Origin of the sequence: Halosimplex rubrum, from assembly GCF_013415885.1 — an archaeon.
GTDB classification, from domain to species: domain Archaea; phylum Halobacteriota; class Halobacteria; order Halobacteriales; family Haloarculaceae; genus Halosimplex; species Halosimplex rubrum.
Genome location: NZ_CP058910.1, coordinates 2,136,943 through 2,159,521, shown reverse-complemented (window position 1 = coordinate 2,159,521; position 22,579 = coordinate 2,136,943). Strand labels below are relative to the sequence as shown.

Annotated in this window: 19 protein-coding genes; 7 read left to right on the top strand and 12 right to left on the bottom strand. The window is 65.9% G+C overall.

Annotated features, from left to right (window positions below; genetic code table 11):
• Positions 1-61: 61 nt before the first annotated feature.
• Entirely contained in the window at positions 62-388 is a 327-nt protein-coding gene (locus HZS55_RS10735; RefSeq protein ID WP_179911666.1) for a HalOD1 output domain-containing protein, read from the top strand.
• A 44-nt stretch (positions 389-432) separates the two neighbouring features.
• On the opposite strand, the gene HZS55_RS10730 is transcribed toward HZS55_RS10735, so the two are convergent.
• Positions 433-1,143, bottom strand: a complete 711-nt coding sequence (locus tag HZS55_RS10730) for a helix-turn-helix domain-containing protein (protein ID WP_179911665.1) — start codon at positions 1,141-1,143, stop codon at positions 433-435.
• 70 nt (positions 1,144-1,213) lie between these two features.
• Positions 1,214-2,047, bottom strand: a complete 834-nt coding sequence (locus HZS55_RS10725) for a molybdopterin synthase (RefSeq protein ID WP_179911664.1) — start codon at positions 2,045-2,047, stop codon at positions 1,214-1,216.
• Positions 2,048-2,576: 529 nt separating this feature from the next.
• Here HZS55_RS10725 and mobA point away from each other — a divergent pair.
• Both mobA and HZS55_RS10715 read left to right on the top strand, forming a co-directional pair.
• On the top strand, positions 2,577-3,281 hold the full coding sequence (mobA, locus tag HZS55_RS10720) for a molybdenum cofactor guanylyltransferase (RefSeq protein ID WP_179911663.1): 705 nt from the start codon (positions 2,577-2,579) through the stop codon (positions 3,279-3,281).
• A 78-nt stretch (positions 3,282-3,359) separates the two neighbouring features.
• Positions 3,360-3,914, top strand: coding sequence for a metal-dependent hydrolase (locus HZS55_RS10715; RefSeq protein ID WP_179911662.1), 555 nt, complete (start codon positions 3,360-3,362; stop codon positions 3,912-3,914).
• A 26-nt stretch (positions 3,915-3,940) separates the two neighbouring features.
• Here the strand turns inward: HZS55_RS10715 and HZS55_RS10710 are convergent, their stop codons facing one another.
• The 3 genes from HZS55_RS10710 to HZS55_RS10700 form a co-directional block, all read right to left on the bottom strand.
• Positions 3,941-4,933: an ABC transporter permease gene (locus tag HZS55_RS10710; protein WP_179911661.1), complete on the bottom strand. Its 993-nt coding sequence runs from the start codon at positions 4,931-4,933 to the stop codon at positions 3,941-3,943.
• 61 nt (positions 4,934-4,994) lie between these two features.
• Positions 4,995-6,095, bottom strand: coding sequence for an ABC transporter permease (locus HZS55_RS10705; RefSeq protein WP_179911660.1), 1,101 nt, complete (start codon positions 6,093-6,095; stop codon positions 4,995-4,997).
• Entirely contained in the window at positions 6,092-7,882 is a 1,791-nt protein-coding gene (locus HZS55_RS10700; RefSeq protein ID WP_179911659.1) for an ABC transporter ATP-binding protein, read from the bottom strand. Before HZS55_RS10700 ends, HZS55_RS10705 begins: the two co-directional genes overlap by 4 nt.
• A gap of 242 nt (positions 7,883-8,124) precedes the next feature.
• On the opposite strand from HZS55_RS10700, the gene HZS55_RS10695 reads away from it, so the two are divergent.
• Both HZS55_RS10695 and hpt read left to right on the top strand, forming a co-directional pair.
• A complete protein-coding gene (locus HZS55_RS10695; RefSeq protein WP_179911658.1) occupies positions 8,125-9,225 on the top strand; it encodes a BMP family ABC transporter substrate-binding protein in 1,101 nt (366 codons plus the stop codon).
• Positions 9,226-9,319: 94 nt separating this feature from the next.
• Positions 9,320-9,865, top strand: coding sequence for a hypoxanthine/guanine phosphoribosyltransferase (gene hpt / locus HZS55_RS10690; RefSeq protein ID WP_179911657.1), 546 nt, complete (start codon positions 9,320-9,322; stop codon positions 9,863-9,865).
• A gap of 25 nt (positions 9,866-9,890) precedes the next feature.
• Here hpt and HZS55_RS10685 read toward each other — a convergent pair whose 3' ends face one another.
• Positions 9,891-11,225: a hypothetical protein gene (locus HZS55_RS10685; RefSeq protein WP_179911656.1), complete on the bottom strand. Its 1,335-nt coding sequence runs from the start codon at positions 11,223-11,225 to the stop codon at positions 9,891-9,893.
• An 82-nt stretch (positions 11,226-11,307) separates the two neighbouring features.
• A complete protein-coding gene (locus tag HZS55_RS10680; protein ID WP_179911655.1) occupies positions 11,308-12,288 on the bottom strand; it encodes a D-2-hydroxyacid dehydrogenase in 981 nt (326 codons plus the stop codon).
• Positions 12,289-12,419: 131 nt separating this feature from the next.
• On the opposite strand from HZS55_RS10680, the gene HZS55_RS10675 reads away from it, so the two are divergent.
• Positions 12,420-13,502 (top strand): iron-containing alcohol dehydrogenase, encoded by a 1,083-nt coding sequence (locus HZS55_RS10675; protein ID WP_179911654.1) that lies wholly within the window; start codon positions 12,420-12,422, stop codon positions 13,500-13,502.
• A gap of 20 nt (positions 13,503-13,522) precedes the next feature.
• Here the strand turns inward: HZS55_RS10675 and HZS55_RS10670 are convergent, their stop codons facing one another.
• A complete protein-coding gene (locus HZS55_RS10670; RefSeq protein WP_179911653.1) occupies positions 13,523-15,358 on the bottom strand; it encodes a hybrid sensor histidine kinase/response regulator in 1,836 nt (611 codons plus the stop codon).
• 53 nt (positions 15,359-15,411) lie between these two features.
• Complete coding sequence (locus HZS55_RS10665) at positions 15,412-15,699, bottom strand: hypothetical protein (RefSeq protein WP_179911652.1); 288 nt, start codon at positions 15,697-15,699, stop codon at positions 15,412-15,414.
• Between HZS55_RS10665 and HZS55_RS10660 the strand changes: the two genes are divergently transcribed.
• Positions 15,689-16,627, top strand: a complete 939-nt coding sequence (locus HZS55_RS10660) for a tyrosine-type recombinase/integrase (RefSeq protein WP_218927296.1) — start codon at positions 15,689-15,691, stop codon at positions 16,625-16,627. The two genes, HZS55_RS10665 and HZS55_RS10660, sit on opposite strands and share 11 nt — an antisense overlap.
• Before the next feature lie 431 nt (positions 16,628-17,058).
• Here the strand turns inward: HZS55_RS10660 and HZS55_RS10655 are convergent, their stop codons facing one another.
• The 3 genes from HZS55_RS10655 to HZS55_RS10645 form a co-directional block, all read right to left on the bottom strand.
• Positions 17,059-19,254: a PAS domain S-box protein gene (locus HZS55_RS10655; RefSeq protein ID WP_179911651.1), complete on the bottom strand. Its 2,196-nt coding sequence runs from the start codon at positions 19,252-19,254 to the stop codon at positions 17,059-17,061.
• A gap of 93 nt (positions 19,255-19,347) precedes the next feature.
• Positions 19,348-20,850, bottom strand: a complete 1,503-nt coding sequence (locus tag HZS55_RS10650) for an ATP-binding protein (protein ID WP_179911650.1) — start codon at positions 20,848-20,850, stop codon at positions 19,348-19,350.
• On the bottom strand, positions 20,840-22,321 hold the full coding sequence (locus HZS55_RS10645) for an ATPase domain-containing protein (protein WP_179911649.1): 1,482 nt from the start codon (positions 22,319-22,321) through the stop codon (positions 20,840-20,842). The genes HZS55_RS10650 and HZS55_RS10645 overlap by 11 nt, the downstream gene beginning before the upstream one ends.
• Positions 22,322-22,579: the final 258 nt, after the last annotated feature.

Sequence of the window (22,579 nt, the reverse complement as noted above, 5' to 3'; positions counted from 1 at the left end):
TGTAGGGACCGAAGTTTAGCGGACACAGCCGCTCGTGGAACCAACGGTAACCCCTACCACAATGTTTCGAACCGATAGATTATCCGACGCCGACCGGAGAGAACGCGATATCGAGACGCCGACCGACCGTGGGCCGACGGACGAATCGAAGGCCCTCCTGTGCGTGGTCCGCGCCGTCGCGGCGGAGACGGATCTGGACCCGCTCGACATGGAACCCGTCTTCGACGCTCTCGACACCGACACCCTCGCGCGCGTCGTCGACCGCCGCCGAGAAGTCGGGTCGACCGCCGCGGACTCGCCGGTCCGGTTCCGATACGAGTCGTGCGACGTGACCGTGCGGGCCGACGGCGACGTGACCGCGTCGCTCCGCCCCGACGGGACGGCCTGACACGGCCGCGACCCGGCAGTCACACCCGGTCCACGAGTCCCCGGCTACCCCCCGGCGTTCGGTCCGGACAGCAACGCCGAGAAGAGGCGCCGTTCGGCGGCGTGGACGTGTTCGGAGAACGTCGCCGAGGTGATGCCGAGTTCCGCGGCGACCTCCTCGCCGGTGGCTTCCCGGGGCCACTCGTAGTAGCCCGCCCGGAAGGCCGTCTCGACGACCTCGCGCTGTCTGTCGGTGAGATAGATGTGGAGCGCCTCCTCGAAGGCCACGTTCGAGAAGAGGGGCGTCACCGAGTCGACCCGGCGCTTCGACGCGAGTTCCGCTTCCGGCGTGTCGTCGAGGAACGAGTCGATGACCGTCGATGCCTCGTACGGCGGCGGTATCTCGGCGGTGATCCGCCCGACGCCGTCGGCGCTCCGGACCTGCCGCGGGAGCCCGCCGTGTTCGGCCAGCGACATGGCGGGGCAGTCGCCGGCGACGGCGAACTCGACGAGGCCCCCGCCGTCCCACGCCCGCAGGACGGTCGCGTCGAGCGTCTCGTACTCCTCGGCCCGGTCGGCGACCCGCTCGACCTCGGTGCCGGTCACGTTGAAAAACTCCGCGTACTCCCCGTCCTGTCGCGGTACCATCTCCGCGAGGTCGAACGTACACGCCTCCGCTTCGGAGGCGCCGACGAACGGATACTTGCTGTCCCGAACGTCGAACTCCACTTCGAAGACCGACGCATCCGCGTCCGTCGCCGAGCGAGTGCTTTCCATCGAACGGACGTACCACCCTCTCAGGCAAAGGTTCCGACCCTAAATAGCTAGCCTCACTCGGTGCTTCCGCCTACTCGGGCCGCTCGTGGGACCAGAAGGCGTCGTCGACGGTGACCTCCTTCTTGAACAGCGGCACCTCGTCTTTCAGCCGGTCGATGCCGTCCTCGACGGTCTCGAAGGCCTCCCGGCGATGGCCCGCGAGGACGACGACGAAGACGATGTCCTCGCCGGCCTCGACGACGCCGGTGCGGTGGTGCATCCGGACCTCGCGGACGCCGTCGCGCGATTCGAGCGCCGCGCGGATCGTCGCCATCCGCTTCTCGGCGACGCCGTCGTACTTCTCGAACTCCAGGTGTTCGGTCGGCTCGTCGTCGGGACTCTCCTGCGTGCGCACCCGACCGGTGAACGTCGCGACGGCGCCGGCGTAGCGGGCGTCGGGCGAGCGCTTCACCTCGGCGACCAGCGAGGCCAGCGACTCGTACGGTTCGAGGTCGTCGAGGGCGGCGAGCACCGAATCGAGGTCGACGGCGTCGGCCTCGGCGGCCGTCGCCACGGTCTCGCCGCCGTGGTCGCGCCCGCCGAGCGCGACGGTCGGCATCGCGACCGAGCTGTAGCCCTCGACGAGGCAGTAGTCGAAGTCGGCGGCCAGGTCGTCGAGCGTCTCCTCGAGCGACCGGTCGGCGCCGGTGGCGAACCAGCCGTCGTCGTCGGTGATCCCGTAGGTCGCCGCGGCGCCGGCGGCGCGGTGCCGGGCGGTGTCTTTCCCCTCGGTGTCGACGGCCGGCTCCGTTTTGAGGTGTTTGACCGTCGCGACGCGCCCGCGGTCGGCGAGGCGCGCCGCGAGGCGCTCGACCAGCGCCGTCTTGCCCGAGTCCGACGGCCCGACGATCCCCAGGACCTGCATACCCGAACTCGGCGGCCCGGCGGCTTGTAAATTCCGCGTCACCGGTTCGGGAGTCGCTCGTCGCCACCCGTGAGTGTCGACAGCCTCGACTCGTTCGTCGGGCGTGACTGCGACCCGCTCGCTAGCCGTCGGATCGACCGCAGCCGAAGCTGTCGGATCGACCGCAGTCGACGGTGAGCGATGAAAGCTCTCGCCGCGCTCGCGGTCGCTGACCGGGATATCCGCGCTCTCGGCACCACCCGCGCGGATAGGGCCCGCTCAGGCGACTGAACTGCACGCGAGCGCGCCTCGCCCGTTTAGTCCGCCAGGACCGCGACAGCACGACTGCACCGGCAACCGCCCCGCACAGCGACCGCAGACGGCCACGAGCCTCCCCAGCCGATTCGCTCCTGTCGTCGCTCATCCCTCGCACGGTGTCGTCGCGCGCATGAACGCGCGCTCCAGCGCGCGCCACCGAGATCGGTCGGCGGCTATCGCCGAGCGGACTGCCCGTCCGGTAGGATGGACGACGGTCGGACGGCCGTCCCCGATGAACAGCCACAAATCCGAGGCCGTCCGTGATGAGGGCATGAGCGATCGGGACCGGCCGCGCGTCCGCGGCGTCGTCCTCGCCGGCGGCCGGAGCACCCGCTTCGGCGACGCCGACAAGGCGCTCGCGACTTTCGAAGGGCGACCGCTGGTCGTCCGCGCGGTCGACGCCGTCGCCGCGGCGACCGAGGGGCCGCCGCTGCTGTCGGTGGCGACCGACGCGCAGGCCGAGCGACTGGGCGATGTACTCGGTGATCGACCCGTCGAGCCGGTCCGGGACGACCCCTCGCTGTCGGGGCCGCTCGCGGGGCTTTCGGCCGCCGTCGCGGCGACCGGCGCGCCGTGGCTGTTCGCCTGCGCCTGCGATATGCCGCTGGTCTCGCCCGAAAGCGTCGAGGCGCTCCGAGCGCGGATCACCGAGAGCGGTGCGCCCGCGCCCGGGGACACGAGGGGCGAACGGGTCGACGCCGTCGTGCCGGTCGTCGACGGCTGCGACCAGCCGCTGCACGCGCTCTATCGCCGAGCCGCGCTCGACGACGCGCTGGGCGACCTCGCGGCGGGCGACGCGCTGATGGGACTGCTCGACGAACTGAGCGTCGAGCGGGTCGCGGCCGACGCCGTCGACGCGCCGCTGGCCGAGGCGACGACGAACGTCAACACGCGCGGGGACCTGGCGGCGCTCCGTGAGCGCGACCCCCGCGAGTAATCGCCCCGTCGAGGCCGGCGGGCCAGTTGCGCCTGCAGGCCGCCGGGCTATCCCGTTCGACCCCCAAACGCGGGCGCAATGGTCGACGTGATGGGACATCTGGCGATGGCGCTGTTGTGGGCGCTCCCGGCGTGGTTCGTCTGGCACGACCGCGTCAGCGCCGTCTTCGTCGCCATCGCCGTCTTCGTGGCACCGATACCCGACGCGGACAAGTACCTCGCGATGGCGTTCCCGGACTCGTTCCACCACCACGGGCTCACGCACACGATAGTCTTCGCCGTCGCGGCGGCGCTCGTCATCGGCGCGCTGGCCGCCTGGCTACTCACCGACCGCGTCGACGAGTGGGTCGACGGCGACCGGTTCGACGCCTCGAGCATGTTCGTGTTCGCCACCGGCGCCGTCCTCGTCGGCTATCTCAGCCACGTCTTCGCCGACATGCTCTCGGCGCCGGACATCTCGACGCCGATCGAGCCGCTGTGGCCCTTCGTCGACGGCTCGTGGGGGCTCGACCTGATCTGGTACAACAACCCGCTGTGGAACGTCGGCTTCCTGGCCGTCATGGTCGTCGCCCACGGCGTGCTGGCCTACAGCGCGTTCAAGGTCGACCACCCCTACCGGATCCAGAACGCCTGAGACCGCCGGTGGGGCGGCCCGGCCGCTCAGTCCGTCTCGCGGCTGTACGGTTCCAGCAACGCCGACGGCGCGCCGAGCCGCGAGTCGTCGAAGCGGACGACCGTCACGACCAGCACGACGATGGTGGCGAGGTAGGGGTACGTCGACATGATCGTCGGATGCATCAACAGCTCCAGCGCGGGGTTGACGACACCCGCCAGCGGACTTGCGGGATCGAGCGCCAGGTCGATGCCCTGCGAGCGCAGCTGGAGCGCGTCGAGCAGGCCGAACAGGTACGCGCCGACCAGCGCCCGCTCGGGCCGCCACTGCGCGAAGATGACCAGCGCGACCGCGATCCAGCCGCGACCGGCGACCATCCCCGTCGCCCACAGCTGGGAGAACGCCAGCGAGAGGTGCGCGCCCGCCGCGCCGGCGAACGCACCACCGAGGAGGACACAGAGGTAGCGCATCTTGAACACGTCGACGCCCATGGTGTCGGCGGTCTCTGGGTCCTCCCCGACCGAGATGACTTCGAGCCCGAGGTTCGTCCGGAAGAGGAACCACCACACCGTCGGGACCAGCGCGAGCGCGATGAAGTCGGGCGCCGTCGAGCGGAAGAACGCCTCGCCGATGACCGGGATCCCGACGAGGTACTCGCCGACGAGCGGGAGCGTCATCTGGGGGAACCCGTCGATCGATTCGTTGACCCAGTCGGTGCCGAAGTAGGTGGTCAGCCCCGTCCCGAGCAGCGTCAACATGACGCCGCTGATGACCTGGCTGGACTTGAGCGTGATACAGAGGAACGCGTGTATCAGCGCCAGCGCCGCGCCCAGCGCCATCCCGGCGGCGAAGCCGAGCCAGTAGCTACCGGTGACGACCGTCGTCGCGAACCCGCCGAGCGCGCCGACGAGCATCATCCCCTCGACGCCGAGGTTGAGCACGCCCCCGCGCTCGCTGATGATCTCACCCAGCGCCGCGAAGATGAAGACCGTCGACGCCCGGACGGCGGCGTCGAGCAGTCCCGCGGCGAACCCGACCATCAGACGCCACCTCCCGTCGGTCGCGGCGGCCGGTCGACCGACCGCGACGCTCGGCACGACATCAGGCCGCACCTCCGGGCTCGCCGTCGGTCGGCGTCCGTTCCTCGGCGAGTTGCACGTCGACGCTGTAGCGCTTGAAGAACTCCGCGGTGATCAGACAGAGGATGACCAGCGCCTGGATCACGTCCACGAGCGCCGCCGGGACGCCGTAGGACACCTCCAGGCGCGACCCGCCGACGAACAGCACAGCGAAGAACACCGCCGCGATCAGGACGCGAACGGCGCCGTTCCGCCCGAGCAGGGCGATCGGGATCGCCGTGAACCCGTAGTCCGGCGAGAACGCGGGCCGGAGTCGCCCCTGGACGCCCGAGATCTCGCTGAAGCCGCCGATCCCGGCGAAGGCGCCGCCGACGAGGAAGACGAACAGGTAGACGCGGGCGGTACTCATCCCGGCCTGCGCGGCCGCGAGCGGGTTCGACCCCACGAAGGTCACTTCGAAGCCCATCCGTGTCCGGGCGACGAGCACCGCCGTGACGGCGACCGCCAGCAGGCCGACCAGGAAGCCCGCGTGGACCTCCAGAACGGGGATCGTCGGGTACTTCGCCGCGTCGAGCAGCTCCGCGCTCCCCGGGATGTTGCCCAGGCCGCCCTGCATCGGCCCGCGGACGAGGTAGCTGGCGATCTGGACGGCGACGAACGTCAGCAGCAGCGTCGTGATGATCTCGTTGACGTCCCACTTCGCTCGCAGGTAACCGGGGATCCCGGCCCAGATGCCGCCGGCGACCCCCGCACCCAGGATCGCCAGCGGGACGAGCGCGACCATCGGGAGCGAGACGTTCACGCCGATCCACGTGCCGACGACCGCGCCCATGTACAGCTGTCCCTCCGCGCCGACGTTCCACAGGCCCGCCCGCAGCGGGAGATACACGGCGAGGCCGGTCAGCACGAGCGGGACGGTCCGCGTCGCGGTCTGGCGCAGTCCGAAGGGGTTGGTCAGCGTCTCGACGAACATCGTCCCGTAGGCCGCGACCGGGTTGACCGACAGCGCGACCAGCGCGACCGCCGACAGCGCGAGCGCGCCGACCACGGTGAACACGGGCGTCCCGTAGACCAGCCACGCCGGCACGTCCTCGCGGGCCTCCAGCTCGACCGAGAGGTTCACCGCCGCTCACCCCGGGTGGCCGCGTCTCGGTCGGACTCGTCCGGGCCGGTATCGCCCCCGGCGGTCCGACCGCCGGTCTCGCCGCCGTCCGTCATCGCGCGGTCGGCGGCGTCCGTCCCCGTTTCGGCGCCCGACTCCGTCCCGTCGCCGGCGACGCCGCCGGTCATCCGCATGCCGACGCGCTCGCGGTCGGCCGCCTCGGGCGTCGTCTCGTGGACGATCTCGCCCTCGTAGATGACCAGCAGCCGGTCCGAGAGGTCGAACAGCTCGTCTAAGTCCTCGGAGATGAGGACGGTGCCGGTGCCCTCGGCGCGCTGGTCGAGGATCGCCTCGCGGAGGAACTCGATGGCGCCCACGTCGACGCCGCGGGTCGGCTGGTGGGCGACCAGCAGGTCCGGGTCCCGGACGAGTTCCCGGCCGAGGATGAGCTTCTGGAGGTTGCCGCCCGACAGGTCGCCGGCGGGCACCTCGCGCACGTCGTGGACGCCGCGCACGTCGAACTCGTCGACGATCTCTTCGGCGTACCGGGCCAGTTCGTCGTAGTCGAGGAACGGACCGTCGTCGAAGCGGTCGTCGCGAAGCTCCTTCAGCGCCGCGTTGTGCATCACCGACAGCTCCTCGGCGCAGCCGTACTCGTGGCGGTCCTCGGGGACGAACGAGACGCCGCCGTCGACGAACGACCGCGCCGGCTCGCCCGTCAGGTCGGTGCCGTCGACCGCGATGGTCCCGGCGGTCGGGTCGCGGACGCCCGCGAGCGACTCGGCCAACTCGCGCTGGCCGTTGCCGCTCACGCCGGCGATGCCGACGATCTCGCCCGCCCGAACGGACAGGTCGATCCCCGACAGCGCCTCGATCCCGCGGTCGTCCTCGGCGCGCAGCCCCGCGGTGTCGAGCACCGGCTCGCCCGGCTCGACGCACTCTTTGTCCAGCGAGAACAGCACCTCGCGGCCGACCATCATCCGCGCGAGCTCGGACTGGTCGACCGACCCCGTCTCGACGGTGCCCACGGTCTCGCCCTCGCGGAGGACGGTCACCCGGTCGGTGATCGCCGTCGCCTCGGCGAGCTTGTGCGTGATGAAGATGATCGAGATGCCGCTGTCGGCCAGCGTCCGCAGCGTCTCGAACAGCCGCTCGGCCTCGGCCGGCGTCAGCACGGCCGTCGGCTCGTCCAGGATGAGCAGGTCCACGTCGCGATACAGCGCCTTGAGGATCTCGACGCGCTGGCGCTCGCCCACGTCGAGCTCGCCGACCGGCGCACGCACGTCGATGTCGAAGCCGTAGTCGTCGGCCAGCGCCTCGATCTCCGCCGCCGAGGCGTCCAGGCCGATGGTGAACCGCTCGGCGAGGGCACGGGCGACTCGGTTCCGGCGGACCGCGTCGGGGAGCCAACCGTTCGAGTCGGCGGGAGCGCCGTCGCCGTCGGCGTCCCGGGTGTCGCCCCGCTCGCGGAAGGGGCCGGCGGGCTCGCGCTCGCCGAGGACGACGTTCTCGGCGACAGAGAGCCGGGGAATGAGCTTGAAGTGCTGGTGGACCATGCCGATGCCCCGGTCGATCGCGTCCTTGGGCGAGTCGAGATCGAGGGGCTCGCCGCCGAGGTGGACGCTCCCGGCGTCGGCGTCGTACAGCCCGTAGAGGACCTTCATCAGGGTGCTCTTGCCGGCGCCGTTCTCGCCGAGGAGGCCGTGGATCTCGCCGCGGCGGACGGAGAAGTCGACGTCGTCGTTGGCGACGACGCCCGGGAACTCTTTTCGGACGCCCGACATCCGGAGGAACGGGTCCTCGTCCATTACGATACCGGACGGCTTCGAACGTCCTTGAATATACCGTTCCGCGGCGGCCGCCGTGGGAGGAGTTCGCGGGGTAGGGACTCGCAGGCGGCCGGCCCTAAAGGGTCTCCGTAGTCCTAATAGGCGTACTCAGTCCGCGATAGGCAACCTTATCAATTCCGACCGATCCGTATCGGACAGGAGCGGTCGGCCGGGCTCGGTCGGCGGGTCGCGAGCCGGCGGCGACAGTCACGGGACACACAATGGCGACAGACATCACACGACGACGGGCGATCAAGGCACTGGGACTCGCGGGCGCGACCGGACTGGCGGGCTGTTCGTCGGGCGGCGACGGCACGGCCACCAGCGGTGACGGCGGGAGCGGGACGGACGGGAGCGACACCGTCCGCGCCGCGTTCGTCTACAACTCCGAAGTGGGCGACCAGGGCTGGTCGTGGGCGCACGACCAGGGCCGTCAGGCCGTCGTCGAGCAGTACGACTGGCTGGAGACGGGCCACACCGAGGCCGTCGCACCGGCCGACTCGCGGACCGTCTTCGAACAGTACGTCCAGGACGGCTACGACATCGTCTTCGGCAACACCTTCGGCTACATGGACACGATGATGTCGGTCGCCGAGGAGAACCCCGACACCCTCTTCGAGCACTGCGCGGGGTACCAGACCCGCGAGAACATGGGCCGGTACTTCGGCCGGATGTACCAGGCGCGTTATCTGGCCGGCATCGCCGCGGGGATGCTCACCGAGGCGAACTCGCTGGGCTACGTCGCGGCCCTGCCCATCTCCGAGGTCGTCCGCGGCATCAACGCCTTCACGCTCGGGGCGCGCTCGGTCAACCCCGAGGCGACGACGAAGGTGCGCTGGACGAACACGTGGTACGACCCGCCGACGGAGCAGGAGGCGGCCAACGCGCTCATCGACCAGGGCGTCGACGTGATGGCCCAGCACCAGGACTCCGCCGCGGCCGTCCAGGCCGCCGCCGACGCGGATATCTGGGCGACCGGCTACGACGCGCCGATGCTCGAACAGGGCGGCGATAACTACATCACCTCCCCGATCTGGAACTGGGAGGAGTTCTACGCCCCCACCCTCGAAGCCGTCCACGACGGGTCGTGGGAGTCGGACTTCTACTTCGAGGGCCTCGATTCCGACATCATCGGCCTCTCGGAGTGGGGGCCGGAGGTGCCCGACGACGTGAAGTCGAGCGTCGACGAGACCCACTCGGCCATCGAGAGCGGCGACGTGGACGTGTGGGCCGACAGCAAGTTCGCCGACGCCGACGACACGACGCTGTTTCAGGACATGGGCAGCTACGTCGAGGGCGTCGAGGGCTCCGTGCCGGAGTAACGCGGCTCGACCCGCCCGGTTTCGCGGCTCGACCGACCGACGGCCGCGACCGGCGAATGAGGAGCTTTTTCCCGTCGCTCGGATACCGCCAGGCATGGAACGGCTCCGCGCGTCGCTGCACGAGGCACCTATCATCGACAAGGACGGCTACGAGTACCTCGTCCACCCCATCAGCAACGGCGTCCCGATGTTAGACCCCGCACTCCTCCGCGAGGTCGTCGTCGGCATCGTCCGCAACGCGGATCTGGACGTGGACAAGATCGTCGCGCCCGAGGCGATGGGGATCCACGTCGCCACCGCGCTGTCGCTGCAGACCGACATCCCGCTCGTCGTCATCAGAAAGCGCGAGTACGGGCTCCCCGAGGAGGTCTCCCTGGAGAAGTCGACGGGCTACTCCTCCTCGGAGATGTACATCAACGACATCGAGGACGGCGACCGGGTCCTGATCGTCGACGACCTGCTGTCGACCGGGGGCACGCTCGCGGCGATCACCGAAGCACTCGACGACATCGGCGCCGACGTGGCCGACATCGTCGTCGTCCTCAACAAGGTCGGCGAGAGCGCCCTCGACGGGACCGACTACGAGGCGACCAGCCTGCTCGACATCACCGTCGAGGACGGCGAGGTCACCGTCCACTGAGATCGACCCGCTCGGCCCCCGGCGGTCAGAGCCGGTGGCCGCAGGCGCAGTTGCCGATGCAGTAGGTGGTGTCTGCCTCGCCCACGTCCAGGCCGACCGCGGCCATCGCCGCGAGCAGGCTCGCCGATCCGTCGGGTTCGGGGCGGACGCGGGCCGCCGTCGCGCCGTAGGGCGACGAGCCCACGGGGATCCGCTCGACCAGTTCGCGCGAGTCGGCGTCGATCACCGCCACCTCGTCGTTCGTCTGGACCGGGACGTACAACTTCTCGCGAGCGGGATCCCACGTCCCCGCGAACGCCGACCCGCCGAGGTCGATGCGGCCGGACACCTCCCGACCCTCGATGTCGACGACGGACACGTCGTCCGTCCCCGGCGTGAACACGTAGCCGTAACGCGATTCCGGCCCGACCTCGCTGGTGAGTGCGCCCTCCCCGAGTCCGTCGGCGTCGGGCGTCAACTGCGCCAGCAGTTCGGGGCTCGCCGGGTCGCTTGTGTCCCAGACGCTCTCGGTACCCGTCCGATGCTCGACGATCAGGCGGTCGCCGTTCGGTGCGACCGTCCCCATCCACGGCGCCGAGGCGTCGTCGTCCGTCGCAGCCGGCACGTCCACCTGCCGTTCGATCGCGAACGGGTCCAGCCGGAGGACGGTCAGGGTGTCCCCGAAGAGATCGGGAACGTAGGCGAACGCACCGTCGGGGTGAACGGTCACGTCGCAGGGCCCCGGTCCCTCCCGGTCGCCGCGACCGCCCTCGTCGGTCCGGTCGATCTCGGCGACCACCTCGCCGAAGGTCCCCGAGTCGCGGTCGGCGTCGACCAGAAGGTTCCGGTGGGCGGGTTCGCGGGCGCTGACGACGACGCCCGCCCCGTCGGGCGTCAGCTCCTGCCAGTTCGACCCCGAGCCGGTCTCGATGCGGGCCACCTCTGACAGCGACCCCGCCGCGACCGCGCGGACGCCCCGCCCGACGTTGAGCCACAGCGGGTCCTCGGCAGCGGTGGTCAGGTCGGGCGCGTACTGGTTCGACGGGAACGACGAGGAGAGCCCGACGTGCTGGGTGTCGACCACCTCGTCGGTCGTGGGGTCGACCAGGCTCACCGTCGCGTCGCCCGTGTTGAAGACGACGACGGTGTCGCCGCCGGCGCGCTCGCTCCCGGTTGCCGTTCCGGTGTCGGTTCCGTCGCCGGGACCGCTCGAACACCCCGCCAGCGCCGCGCCGGCGGTCGCCGAGCCCGCGAGCAGCCCCCGGCGGGAGACGTTCGCCCGGTCGTCGCCCGGCTCCCGGTCCGGGGCTCGACCGTCCCCGGCCCCGCCGTCCCGCCGCTCGCGGTTCGGATGCAGCCGCGACTCGTCGCCGTCAGTCATACCCGTGCCAGGGACCGTACGGGAAAAATGCTGCTGGTGGTATGCGCGACTCGTGCGAACGCGAATCGCGCCCACCACCCCGTCACTCCCCGCCCGGCACGACGACCTGGTTCCGGAGGTCGTCGGACTGTCCGTCGTCGATCCGCTCGACGTTCTCGGTCAGGATGTCCGCCAGGCGCTCCCAGTACTTCGGCGTCGAGCCGGCGTTGTGCGGCGTGATCCGGACGTTGTCGAACTCCCAGAGCGGATGGTCCGCGGGCAGCGGCTCCGGGTCGGTCACGTCCAGCGCCGCGCCGCCCAGCTTGTTCCCGCGGATCGCGTCGACCAGCGCCTCGGTGTCGACGATCGGCCCCCGACCGACGTTGACGAGGACGGCCTCGGTCGGCATCGCCGACAGCTCGCCGTCGCCGACGAGCCCCCGCGTCTCGTCGGTCAGCGGCGCCGCGACGACGACGTACTCCGAGCGCGACAGCGCCCCCTGAAACGCCTCCCGGTCGGTGAACCCGACGACCTCGTCGGTCGGGCCGCCCTTCTCCGGGCTGTAGCGGGCGCCGATCGTCTCGACGCTGAACCCCGCCAACCGCTCGACGACCGCCTCGCCGATGGCGCCCATGCCGACGACCGTCACCGTCGACCCCTGGAACTCGCCGCCGCGGAAGTGCTGCCAGGTGTGCTCCCGTTCGCGGCGCCACCCCTCGTCGAGCCGTCTGGCGAAGCCGAGCAGCCACCCGATCACCTGCTCTGCGATGTTCGGGCCGTGGACGCCCGAGGCGTTCGTGACGGCGACGCCGCGCTCGCGGAAGGCGTCGAGCGGCAGGTGGCCGACCCCCGCCGAGCCGCCGGCGAACAGTGCGAGGTCGTCGGCGCGCGCGAGCAGCTCCTCGTCCATGTGCATCCCGGTGACGACCCGGGCCGTGCCGATCGTCTCGCGGGTTTCACCCTCCGTCCGCGGGAGCTTGACGTGGTAACTCGGGAGCCGCGACCGGAGCTCCGCGGCGTACTCGCTCGCCGGGACCCCGTGTGCGGGCTGGTTCAACACGACGATCCGGTCCGATTCGGTCATGGTTGCGTGTCGGCCGTGACCCCGATAAGCGTTCGCGCGACCGAGGAACTCGCCGGCTCGTCGCGCCCGACTCGTTCCGGTCGCGACGGCCCGACCGAACGCTTTAGCCCCTCCCCGTCCCACCGCCGCCCATGCACCGACGCTTCGTCTCTCCCCGCGCCTACGTCCAGGGCGCCGGCGCCCTCGACGACGCGGGCGCCGAGTTCGACCGCCTCGACGCCGAACGCGCGTTCGTCCTCGGCGGCGACACCGCGCTCGCGACCGCCGGCGACGCCGTCTCGACGGGGCTCGCCGACGCCGGGATCGACGTGGTCCACACCGCCCCGGGCGTCGATCGCTGTACCGATCCCGCCCTCGACGACCACGTCGACGACGCCGCGGCGGCCGGCGCGGACCTGGTCGTCGGCGTCGGCGGGGGCGTCGCGATGGATGTCGCGACCGCCGTCGCCGACCGCATCGACGCGACCATGGCGGTCGTCCCCACCATCGCCAGCACCGACGCGCCCACGAGCACCGTCGCCGTCGTCTACGACGACGCCGGAAACTTCCGCGAGGTCCGCTACCGCGACCGCAACCCCGAACTCGTCCTCGTCGACACCGCCGTCGTCGCCGCGGCGCCCGCTCGCTTCCTCGCCTACGGCATGGGCGACGCCGTCGCCACACGATTCGAGGCCGAGGCCGTCGCCGCCACCGGCGGTCTCACCGACGCAGACGGGGAATCGAGTTTCGCCGCCCGGGCGCTCGCCGAGGAGGCGTACCGCCGCGTCCGCGAGTACGGTCCCGACGCGCTGGCCGCCGTCCGCCGCGACGCCGTGACCCCCGCCGTCGAGCGCGTCGTCGAGGCCAACACCCTCCTCTCCGGACTGGGCTTCGAGAGCGGCGGCACCGCCGGCGCCCACGCCGTCCAGATCGGCCTCACCAACGTCGGCGTTCGCGAGCCCCACGGCCTCCTCGTCGGCTTCGGCACCGTCGCGGAGCTGCTCGCCCGCGACGCCGACCCCGCGACCGTCTCGGAGGTCCTCGACTGTCTGTTCGCCATCGGCCTCGACGTGACACTGGACGAACTGGGCGTCGAAGACGGCGATATCGGGGCCGTCGGTGACCGCGCCTGCGAGCACGGGATGGACCTAGAGCCCGTCGACGCCTCACCCCGGCGCGTGGCCGACGCCATCCGGACGGCCGACGAACTGGTCCGGGAGCGACGTGAGGCGTGAGCGGTTCCCGACACGGCCGACTACTCGGCCTTCGGGAGTTCGACGGTGAAGACGGCGCCCTCGGGGTCGTTGTCCGCCACGCGAACGCGTCCGCCGTAGCTCTCGACGAGCGTCCGAACGAGGTGGAGCCCGAGCCCGGTTCCGGGACTGTCGAGTCCCTTCTCACCCTTCCCGAAGATCTGCGACTTCTGCTCGTCGGCCACGCCGGGCCCGTTGTCGGCCACCCGGACGGCCACGTACCCCTCGCGGCCCGTCGCGGAGACGGTCACCTCGGGCACGGCCGCGTCGTTGTGCTGGATCGCGTTCGTCAGGAGGTTCCTGAACACGGATCCGAGCATCTCGTTGGCCCGGACCGAGACGGCGGGCGGTGGGGATTCCACGGTGATGATCGCCCCGGGATACATCTCCTGCAGGTCGGCGATCTCGCCTTCGAGGACGGGCCGAAGCGCGACCCGTTTGTCGTCGACCTCACGGGTTTGCATCATCTCGGCCGTGTCCCGCGCCGTCCGCGTTAGCTCGACCGCGTTGTTCGCCCGTTCGCGGATCGTCTCGACGTACTCCGCCTCTTCCCCCTCGACGCGCTCGGCCAGCAGCTCCGTGTAGGCGGTCACGAGTTGCAGGTCGTTCCTGAAGTCGTGGCGGAGCACCTGGTTCAGCACGTCCAGCTCGTCGCGCTGCTGTTCGAGGAGGTCGTTCTGCTCGCGTAGCTCCCGCTCGTAGCGCTTGCGTTCGGTGATGTCGCGCGCGACGCTCAGTACCGCCGGGTCGCCGTGATACGGTATCAGGCTTGAGCTGATCTCGACGGGGATTTCGTCGCCGTCTCTCGTCCGGTGGACCGTCTCGAACACCTGTCGCTCGTCGTCGGGCATATCGTCGATCAGCGCCGTTATCTCCTCGTCGTCGAGGTGCGCGTCGATATCGTGGGGCCGCATATCGAGCAGCTCCGCCCGCGAGTATCCCAGCGTCTCGACGGCCGTGTCGTTCACCGCCAGGAACTCCCCGTCGATGCTGATGACCCACGCGGTGTCGTTCATCCCGTCGATCAGCTCCTGGTGTTCCTCGCGAGCGCGCTCCAGTTGCCGCTCGCGCGCCCGCTGGCCCGTGATATCCTCCGCGACGCCGACGACCCCTTCGATCCGTCCCTCGACTCGCAACGGACTGAGCTGGTAGTCCACGACTATCCAACCCGCTCCGGGCATCTCGATCTCCGTCTCGCCCCGAACCACGTCGCGCTCACCGTCGAGGAGCTCACGATACCGGTCGCCTGACCCTCCCTCACGGACCGCTTCGATCAGTTCGCTCTGTCGCCCCTTCAGCTCCTCCTGGGTCGTCCCGTAGAGCTCGGCCAGGTAGTCGTTGACGACCCTGAACCGGCCGTCCCGGTCGTACAGACACGCCCCCTCCTGCATCCCCACGAGGATCTGTTCGTAGAGGTGTAACTCGTCGCGGGCCGCCGCCGAACGCCCCGAACGGGACGCGTCGATCGCGCCCTCGATCCGAGCCGCGAGCCCCTCGCGGGGGTCGGTCCCGTCCGCCTCCGGGGCGGAGCCGGTCGCGCCGACGGCGACCACCTCGCTCGCCGTCGCCTCGCTCCCCGCTCGTGCGTACAGGACCACCGGCACTGCGGGCTGGGTCTCCCTGACGGCGGTCAACAGGTCGATCCCGTTTCGTCCGAATAGTTCCCACTCCGAGACCACACAGTCGAACCGCTCGTCGGTCAGCGAGTCCTGCACCTCGTCCACTGTCGCTACCGTCTCGACGGTCTCGACCCGTTCGGCCAGTCGACCACCGATCTCCGCCGCCGACGACGAGTCGTTGACGAGGAGGACCCGCGCCGACTGCTTGCCCGTACTCATCGGTCGATACTTCGTCCGAACGGGGTTAAACATCGGGTGGTTCCGGCCGCGGGTCACCCGCTCTCCGGGGCCTCCGATTCGACGCTCTCGGCCAGCCGCGAGTGCAGGGTGACGTTTATCGGGACGAGCAACAGCCAGGTGAGCATCGCCGCCCTCGCGTTCAGCGCGGCGACACCGATCGAGAGACCGAACACCAGCGGCGCGACGAGAAACCGGGCCGCCTGAAACCTCACGGCGCGCGAGGCCAGCCCCGTCTGGAGCAGGCGCTTGCGCGAGGCGTACACCCAGAGCAGTGCGAGGCTACAGCCGGTGAGCGCCAGCACCCCGGCGATGAACGACACGCCGAAGCGGTTCGGATGGGCGCTGAACTTCGTTCGCTGGTGCGACGAACAGAGTATCGGGAATCTCGACGAGTTCACCGGTCGCCAACTTCACCGCTACCGACTGTGGCGACGCGACGAAGGCGACCTCTCACTCGCCTCGGAGAAGACGCAGATGGACACCCTGCGAGTCTTCGTCAGATGGTTAGAGCAGGTGGATGGAGTTGACCAGGACTTGAGCACCAAGGTCCGATCCCCGTCACTGACGCCGGAGCAGAACACTCGGGACGTCATGCTTGATTCGGATCAGGCTACGAACGTACTGGCTCACCTCGAAAAGTACCAGTACGCGACGTTGGGGCACGTCACAATCGCCGTACTGTGGCACACGATGATGCGTGTCGGAGCCGCGCACGCGTTGGACGTCGACGACTACGACCCAGACGAGCAGTACCTCGATGTCCGTCATCGTCCAGACCAGGGAACAGCGATCAAGAACAAGGAGGACGGAGAGCGACTCGTGGCGCTGTCTGATCAGCTCTGTGAACTCCTGAATGACTGGATCGTCGACAAGCGTCCGGACGTAACGGATGACCAGAGACGAAAGCCGCTACTCGCGTCGCACCAGGGTCGAGCACACCGGACGACGCTACGCGGGTATTGTTATCGGGCGACTCGACCATGCGAATACGGTGCCGAGTGTCCACACGACCGCGATTCAGAAGACTGTGAAGCGACTGATCGGGACGCCGCGTTCAGCTGTCCGTCGAGTGTGAGCCCGCACGCGATTCGTCGTGGGAGCATCACGCACTCGCTCAACAGCCAGATACCCGAAAACACCGTTTCAGACGGAGCGAATGTCTCGAAAGTCGTATTAGAACAGCACTACGACCGACGGACAAAGCGCGAAAAGATGGAGCAACGACGGGATTACCTGAATAACCTCTAACAGGCAGTACTACTGCGATGTCCAGTAGCGGGACGATCTCGTCAATTAATTCTCATCGGCTCTGTTGAAACCCTCATTTTTCATCCATTTTATAGTTTGAAACACTCTCTCAGGGAGAACTGCGTATTGATTGATTAATTCTGACAGATCTCGCATGTCTTCCGAAAACCGTGCAAGATGGAATACGCGAATTAACCGCTGACATTCCTATCCGTTTCAGATGCTGTTCAGAGTTCCCAGCGAGATGGAGAGTGCATACTGGCATAGAGTTCGTCGAAGTTAGGTTATTCTGAACCGGTCAGCACAGCATTCGTCGTGTACCACTGCTGTTCTAGACGCTCACAAGAGGAGCGATCTGGTAAGTGCCCAGAAGACGCCACAAGGCAACAACTCAGTACACAGTGACGGACTGCTGTAGAGCGGTACTGGTCTCACTGTTGGAACGTGATCCTGACGATATTTCCGGTTGGAGTATTCTCGTTCACCGTGATGGTTCCCCCCGAACGGGTTAGGATCAATTTGACGAGCCACAACCCAAGACCGCTCTCGTGATACACCGGTGTGCGCTCCGCATTCTCTTTTACGATGTTCTGTTCGACCTCGGGTATCTGCGGTCCAGTATCGGCTATGTCAATATGCATTATTCCGTCACTACGGGTAACAGTGATTGTAACTTCTGGAGAGTCAGAGTCGTCGTGAATGATCCCATTTTCAACAAGTTCAATGAGTGCATCCTCAAACCGCTCCGTCGCTCTCACAGTCACGCCTTCGGGGCACTCGACCTGAACTCTCGCTTCAGGATACACGGACTCAACAGTCGAAACAATATCCTGGAGTACCGACTTGAGAGTGAGTTCTTTTTCCACCGGGTCTTCCAGGAGTACTTCCGTTATCGCTCGTTCCTTCTCGGCTGTCTCCAGCAGTCCATCACTCGTATCTATAATATTTACAGCAGACTGTGCAACCTCGCCCGATGTCTTGGAGTGGATCAGTTCAGCACGCCCCCGAATCACATTCATTTCATTACGGAGATTGTGACGCAAGACCCGGTCGAGAGTCTCTAACTGCTGGTGATGTTGCCGTCGCTCGGTCACGTCCTGTTGGAATCCGACGTAGTTGACCACCTCTCCCTCGTCGTTCCTGACGGGAGCGATTTCGAGGTGATTCCAGAACTCGGTGCCATCCTTCCGGTAATTACGGAGCTCGATGGCAATCGGCTCCTCATTATCAATCGCTTCCCGAATCCGCGCCACCCGCTCGGAATCCGTGTTCTCACCCTGAAGGAACCGACAGTTCTCCCCGAAGGTCTCCTCACGCGGATACCCTGTCATCTCCACGAAGGCGTCGTTCACGTAGATCAGCGGGTTGTCCTCCTGTTCCGGGTCGGAGATGGTAATGCCGACTGGGGCGTCCGCGATCGCTCGTGATTGTCGCTGGAGGCGTTGTTCTCGCTGTTTGCGCTCCGTGATATCGGTCTGGACCGCCACGAATGCCTCAATGTCGCCGTCGTCGGCGACCGGAGCGACGGTCTGATGGGCAGTGTACGTCCCCCCAGTCTTGCGACGGTTGACCACCTCTTCCTCCCACGTTTCGCCCGAGCGGATTGTTTCCCAGAACTCCTCGAAATACCCCTCGGGCATTTCCCCGGAGTCCAGGATGGCCGGTGTTTCACCAATAGCTTCCTCCCGAGTGAACCCCGTCAGCTCTTCAAAGGCCGGGTTGGCGTACGTGATCGTCCCGTCAGGATCAGTGATGAAAATCGCGTGCTCTGAAGCTTCAACCGCCTGGTTGACACGCCGGAGTTCACGCTCGCGCTCCTTGCGGTCGGTGATGTCCTGGATCGTCCCGCGGATGCGGACGACTTCGCCGTTTTCCTGCTGTGGCTCGCCGCGCGTGCGGACCCACCGCTGGTCGCCCTCGGCGGTGATCAGCCGTACCTCGATATCATAGGACTCGCCCTCCTCAACAGCTCCCCAGAAGGCCTCTCGAACCGTATTCTGGTCATCCGGGTGGTAGTGCTCGATGCTCTCTTCAGGCGTCAGTTCACGGTCTTCCGGGAGGTCGTGTATGTGGTACACTTCCTCGGTCAGGGTGTTCTCGTTTGTACGAACGTCGTACTCCCAGGCCCCCACGTCTGCGATGTCCTGCGCTTTTTCAAGGAAATCTACCTGTCGTTCGAGGTCGCGCTCGCGCTGGCGTAATGTGAGTGACTGCTCTCGGAGGCGGAGCAACGCTGCCAGTCGCCAGTGCAGTTCGGCCTGCTGGATCGGCATCGTGACGATTTCATCAATCGATTCCGTCACCACGTTTTCCGCAAGGTCACCGCCATCAATCTCGGTAATGTTGGGATCGGATTCGTTGAGTAACAGAAGATATGGGAGCACCACGGGTGATGCAGCCGATTTCTTCGCGCGCAGGGCTGGGAGATGTTCCTGAAAGGCCCCCGTATCCATGATGCACACGTCGAAGGCAGTATCCTCAATACTGCCTGTCAGGTCCGCCGGCTCGTAGGAGGGATGCTCTTCGATCCACTCGGTGACCAATCGTCGGTCCCCCGACTCGGACAGGAGCGGAAGAATCCGGTCACAAGAGTCGATCTCATTCGCAGAGTCCGTGCGTTGCTCCATTAGTCCCCGTCACCTCTTTCTTCGAAGACATAGAGGTTCGGTAGCACTTGTGTAGACCGTCTGCTAGAGTTTCCGAACAGATCTGCTGTATTCTCACTCACTGGCATCACCACTGGATGAGTCACTCGTGGGGAGATCCACGACGAACACCGCCCCATGCGGGTCGTTGTCCTCAATCCAGACCGAGCCATCGTACATATCGACCAGATTAGTGACGAGATACAGCCCCATTCCCGTCCCCGTGCTGTCCAGTCCCTTCTCGTCGCTATCGAAGATTTGGTCTCGTTGGTCGTCAGGGATTCCGGGCCCGTTATCTGCAACTCGGATACGAACCGAGCCATCGTCTACTTGCGAGGAAATCGTGACCTTCGGTTCGTCCGCGTCGTTGTGTTGAACGGCGTTGTTGATCAGGTTCCGGAAGACGGCCGACAGCATCTCGTTGGCCTCAACAGTAACGGCCGGTGGTCGGCCGTCCATCCGTATCGTCGCTTGATCGAACGTCTCTTTTCGGGTCTCGATGACAGTTTCGAGAAGCGATCCCAACTCTACCGATTCGAGCGAAACATCTTCTTCTTCGAAGATCGCCTCGACGATAGTCTTGGCAACGTCCGTGAGTTCGACGACGTGCCGTCCTGACGTGAGTACCCGGTCGAGCATCTCTTCGCCGTCGCTATCCACGTGGGCATCCAGTATTTCCATCCATCCCAGTATTACGCTCATATCGTTACGAATGTCGTGCCGTAACACGCGATTGAGGAGTTCGAGTTGGTCGCGCTGCTCGTTCAGCGAGTTCGCTAACTCCCGCAATTCCGTGATTTCGTGATTCACCGCCACAAACTGCTCGATTTCACCCTCCGGCCCCGTGAGCGGCACTATTACTTGATCGACAACATATTGCTCCCCATCTTTGCGGTCGTTGATCACTTCCCCGTGCCACTTCTCTCCCGAGGTGATCGTTTCCCAGAGGTCTGCGAAAAAGGACTCGTCGTGTTCGCCCGAGTTGAGAACGTTCGGCGTCTTTCCGAGCACTTCCTCGTTCGAATATCCCGACTGTTGTTCGAAGCCACGGTTCACGTACTCGATGATGCCATCCGTGTTCGTGAGGATGACTCCATGCCCGCGGTGGTTGTCCCGGATCGCGTGAAGTTGTTCGTGTTCTTCATCGAGGACAACCGCTTGATGACGCGCTCTGAGAACCGATTCGAGTCGTTGTTCTAATTCAAGCTCCGAGACCGGCATTCGAAGTAGTTCGTCAACTAGCGAATGTAAGTCACGGGCATCGTCCTGAAGCGCTTTGGTTATCTCGTCTGCCCGTTGCTCCGGGACGAGCAACACGAACGGAAGCGGAATTCGCTCCGCTTGTTTTCGAGTTCGAATGGCACCCTGATTGTCGAGGAGTGTCGCCCAATCCAGAATACAGCAATCGAATTCGCCGGTCCGAATATCCGTCTCCACTCTATCATACGATTCCTGCTCGGTGAGCCATCTGGTTAGTTGGCGACGATTTCCCTCGTCTGCAGTTCGAACCAAAACGGTTGAAATTCTACTATCCCGATTTGAGCGAATATCCTCGGTGAGGGGGAATTCAGTCTCCATCGCGGGACCGTTCGTCGTTTTGGTCTTCTTGGAAACTGGGCGTTCCAGTGAGAATGCCCTGCATGTGTTCGAGCGGGTCGCCGACGCGGATCCCATACTCCGTGATTTCGAACTCCCGGAGACTGCGCTCGAAATCTCCCGTTCGCATCTTCAACACGCCGATGACCTTGCCGAGTTCGCTTTCCATTTCCACGTATCGGATGTAGAGAATGTTGTCCGCGAGGTTGCTCACTGATTCTTCGGTGACGCGGAACTCGCCAGTGATGTTGCTGACCTCGTTCGTAATAATGGTCGAGACGCCGGCGGCCCGAAGATACCGCACGATTCGGAGCAGCACGTCTTCCGGCTCCGTCGTGTACCCACGAAGGTTCTGTTTGAACCCCTGGAGGCCATCGATCAGGACGATACGCACCTCGTCGTCTTCGACGGCGGTCTTGAGTTGTGATGTGAACTCGTTTGGCGTGTACTCGTTCGGGGCGATCTCTTCGATGGAGAGCGTTCCCTGTTCGAGCATCGCTTCGATGGGGAGATTGATCGACCGGGAGCGTTTTTGGATAGTTTCTGGTGACTCTTCGAACGAATACATCACACTTCGCTCGCCGCGGCCGGCGGCCTCTTTGATGAACTGTAACGCGGTGGTGGTTTTGCCTGCCCCGGTGGGGCCACTGACGAACGTCACGGTCCCGGCATCAATTCCGCCCTTGAGGAGTTCGTCCACTTCGGGAATCCCCGAAGAGAGTTTGTCCGATGTCTCAGCCATTTGTTCGGGGTCCCACTTCCCCGGCTGGAGTTTCGGGAAGACGGTGACTCCGTCATCCGTGATTTCGTAGGAGTGCTTTCCCCGTTGGTAGGAGGAGCCACGGAATTTCGAGATGTGGAGTGTCGATCCCTCGATATCGGTTTCCAGGTTGATGACCGCATCAGTGAGGAACTGGAGATCATCGTCAGACAGCGAGTCGGAGGCCTGCGACGTGAATATCACCGTCGCGCCGTTGTCCCTGAGGAAATCAAGAAAACTCAAAATCTGTTTTCGGAACTGGCGTTCATCTGTCGTCAGGTAGCGGAATTCGGTAATCGGGTCGAGCAGTACTCGATCCGGATTGAGGTCCTCGACGGTGCTGCGGAGTTCTTCGATAAACGAGGGCTGTTCGACTTCAGCTGAGGAGAACACGGAATAGTTTTCGCCCTCGTCGAAATCCTCGTGAGATGGAGAGAGGTCGAGGAAATGGATTCCGTCCGGGTTGAGATCAAAATGTTCGACGGTCTCTTTGACGTAATCGCCTGGTTCACCCAGATTGATATATAACGCTGTTTCCCCGTTGTCCACGCCGTCAGAGAGAAAATGTAAGCCGAAGATGGTTTTGCCCGCACCTGGTGGCCCCCGAATCAGTGCATTATGATTTTCGCGCAACCCGCCACTGAGAACATCGTCTAATCCTGGGACGCTCGTTGGAACTCTTTGTGCGGTCATATCTGTTCTCGGTGTTCTATATGTGTAAGTGTGGCGTCGGGGTCCATACCATCTCACCCGGAAAGACGAACTTCTCTTGCGTCCCGAAACCGTGGATACACGTGCCGTCCTCACCCATTAGATGCAAGCAACGTCGATATTAGAGTGTGACCGCAGGTCATACAGAAATACGGCGATCCCCGATTCTGAATCAAAAATAGAGAAACGAGAGCGGCACAGGGCCGCCATTAATCCATGGCAGTACAATTAATTGGTCGT

Coding starts and splice junctions, on each gene's coding strand:
- HZS55_RS10735 (WP_179911666.1), top strand. CDS start 62: ATGTTTCGAACCGATAGATTATCCGACGCCGACCGGAGAGAACGCGAT.
- HZS55_RS10730 (WP_179911665.1), bottom strand. CDS start 1,143: ATGGAAAGCACTCGCTCGGCGACGGACGCGGATGCGTCGGTCTTCGAA.
- HZS55_RS10725 (WP_179911664.1), bottom strand. CDS start 2,047: ATGCAGGTCCTGGGGATCGTCGGGCCGTCGGACTCGGGCAAGACGGCG.
- mobA (WP_179911663.1), top strand. CDS start 2,577: ATGAACAGCCACAAATCCGAGGCCGTCCGTGATGAGGGCATGAGCGAT.
- HZS55_RS10715 (WP_179911662.1), top strand. CDS start 3,360: ATGGTCGACGTGATGGGACATCTGGCGATGGCGCTGTTGTGGGCGCTC.
- HZS55_RS10710 (WP_179911661.1), bottom strand. CDS start 4,933: ATGGTCGGGTTCGCCGCGGGACTGCTCGACGCCGCCGTCCGGGCGTCG.
- HZS55_RS10700 (WP_179911659.1), bottom strand. CDS start 7,882: ATGGACGAGGACCCGTTCCTCCGGATGTCGGGCGTCCGAAAAGAGTTC.
- HZS55_RS10695 (WP_179911658.1), top strand. CDS start 8,125: ATGGCGACAGACATCACACGACGACGGGCGATCAAGGCACTGGGACTC.
- hpt (WP_179911657.1), top strand. CDS start 9,320: ATGGAACGGCTCCGCGCGTCGCTGCACGAGGCACCTATCATCGACAAG.
- HZS55_RS10685 (WP_179911656.1), bottom strand. CDS start 11,225: ATGACTGACGGCGACGAGTCGCGGCTGCATCCGAACCGCGAGCGGCGG.
- HZS55_RS10680 (WP_179911655.1), bottom strand. CDS start 12,288: ATGACCGAATCGGACCGGATCGTCGTGTTGAACCAGCCCGCACACGGG.
- HZS55_RS10675 (WP_179911654.1), top strand. CDS start 12,420: ATGCACCGACGCTTCGTCTCTCCCCGCGCCTACGTCCAGGGCGCCGGC.
- HZS55_RS10670 (WP_179911653.1), bottom strand. CDS start 15,358: ATGAGTACGGGCAAGCAGTCGGCGCGGGTCCTCCTCGTCAACGACTCG.
- HZS55_RS10660 (WP_218927296.1), top strand. CDS start 15,689: ATGAACGACACGCCGAAGCGGTTCGGATGGGCGCTGAACTTCGTTCGC.
- HZS55_RS10655 (WP_179911651.1), bottom strand. CDS start 19,254: ATGGAGCAACGCACGGACTCTGCGAATGAGATCGACTCTTGTGACCGG.
- HZS55_RS10650 (WP_179911650.1), bottom strand. CDS start 20,850: ATGGAGACTGAATTCCCCCTCACCGAGGATATTCGCTCAAATCGGGAT.
- HZS55_RS10645 (WP_179911649.1), bottom strand. CDS start 22,321: ATGACCGCACAAAGAGTTCCAACGAGCGTCCCAGGATTAGACGATGTT.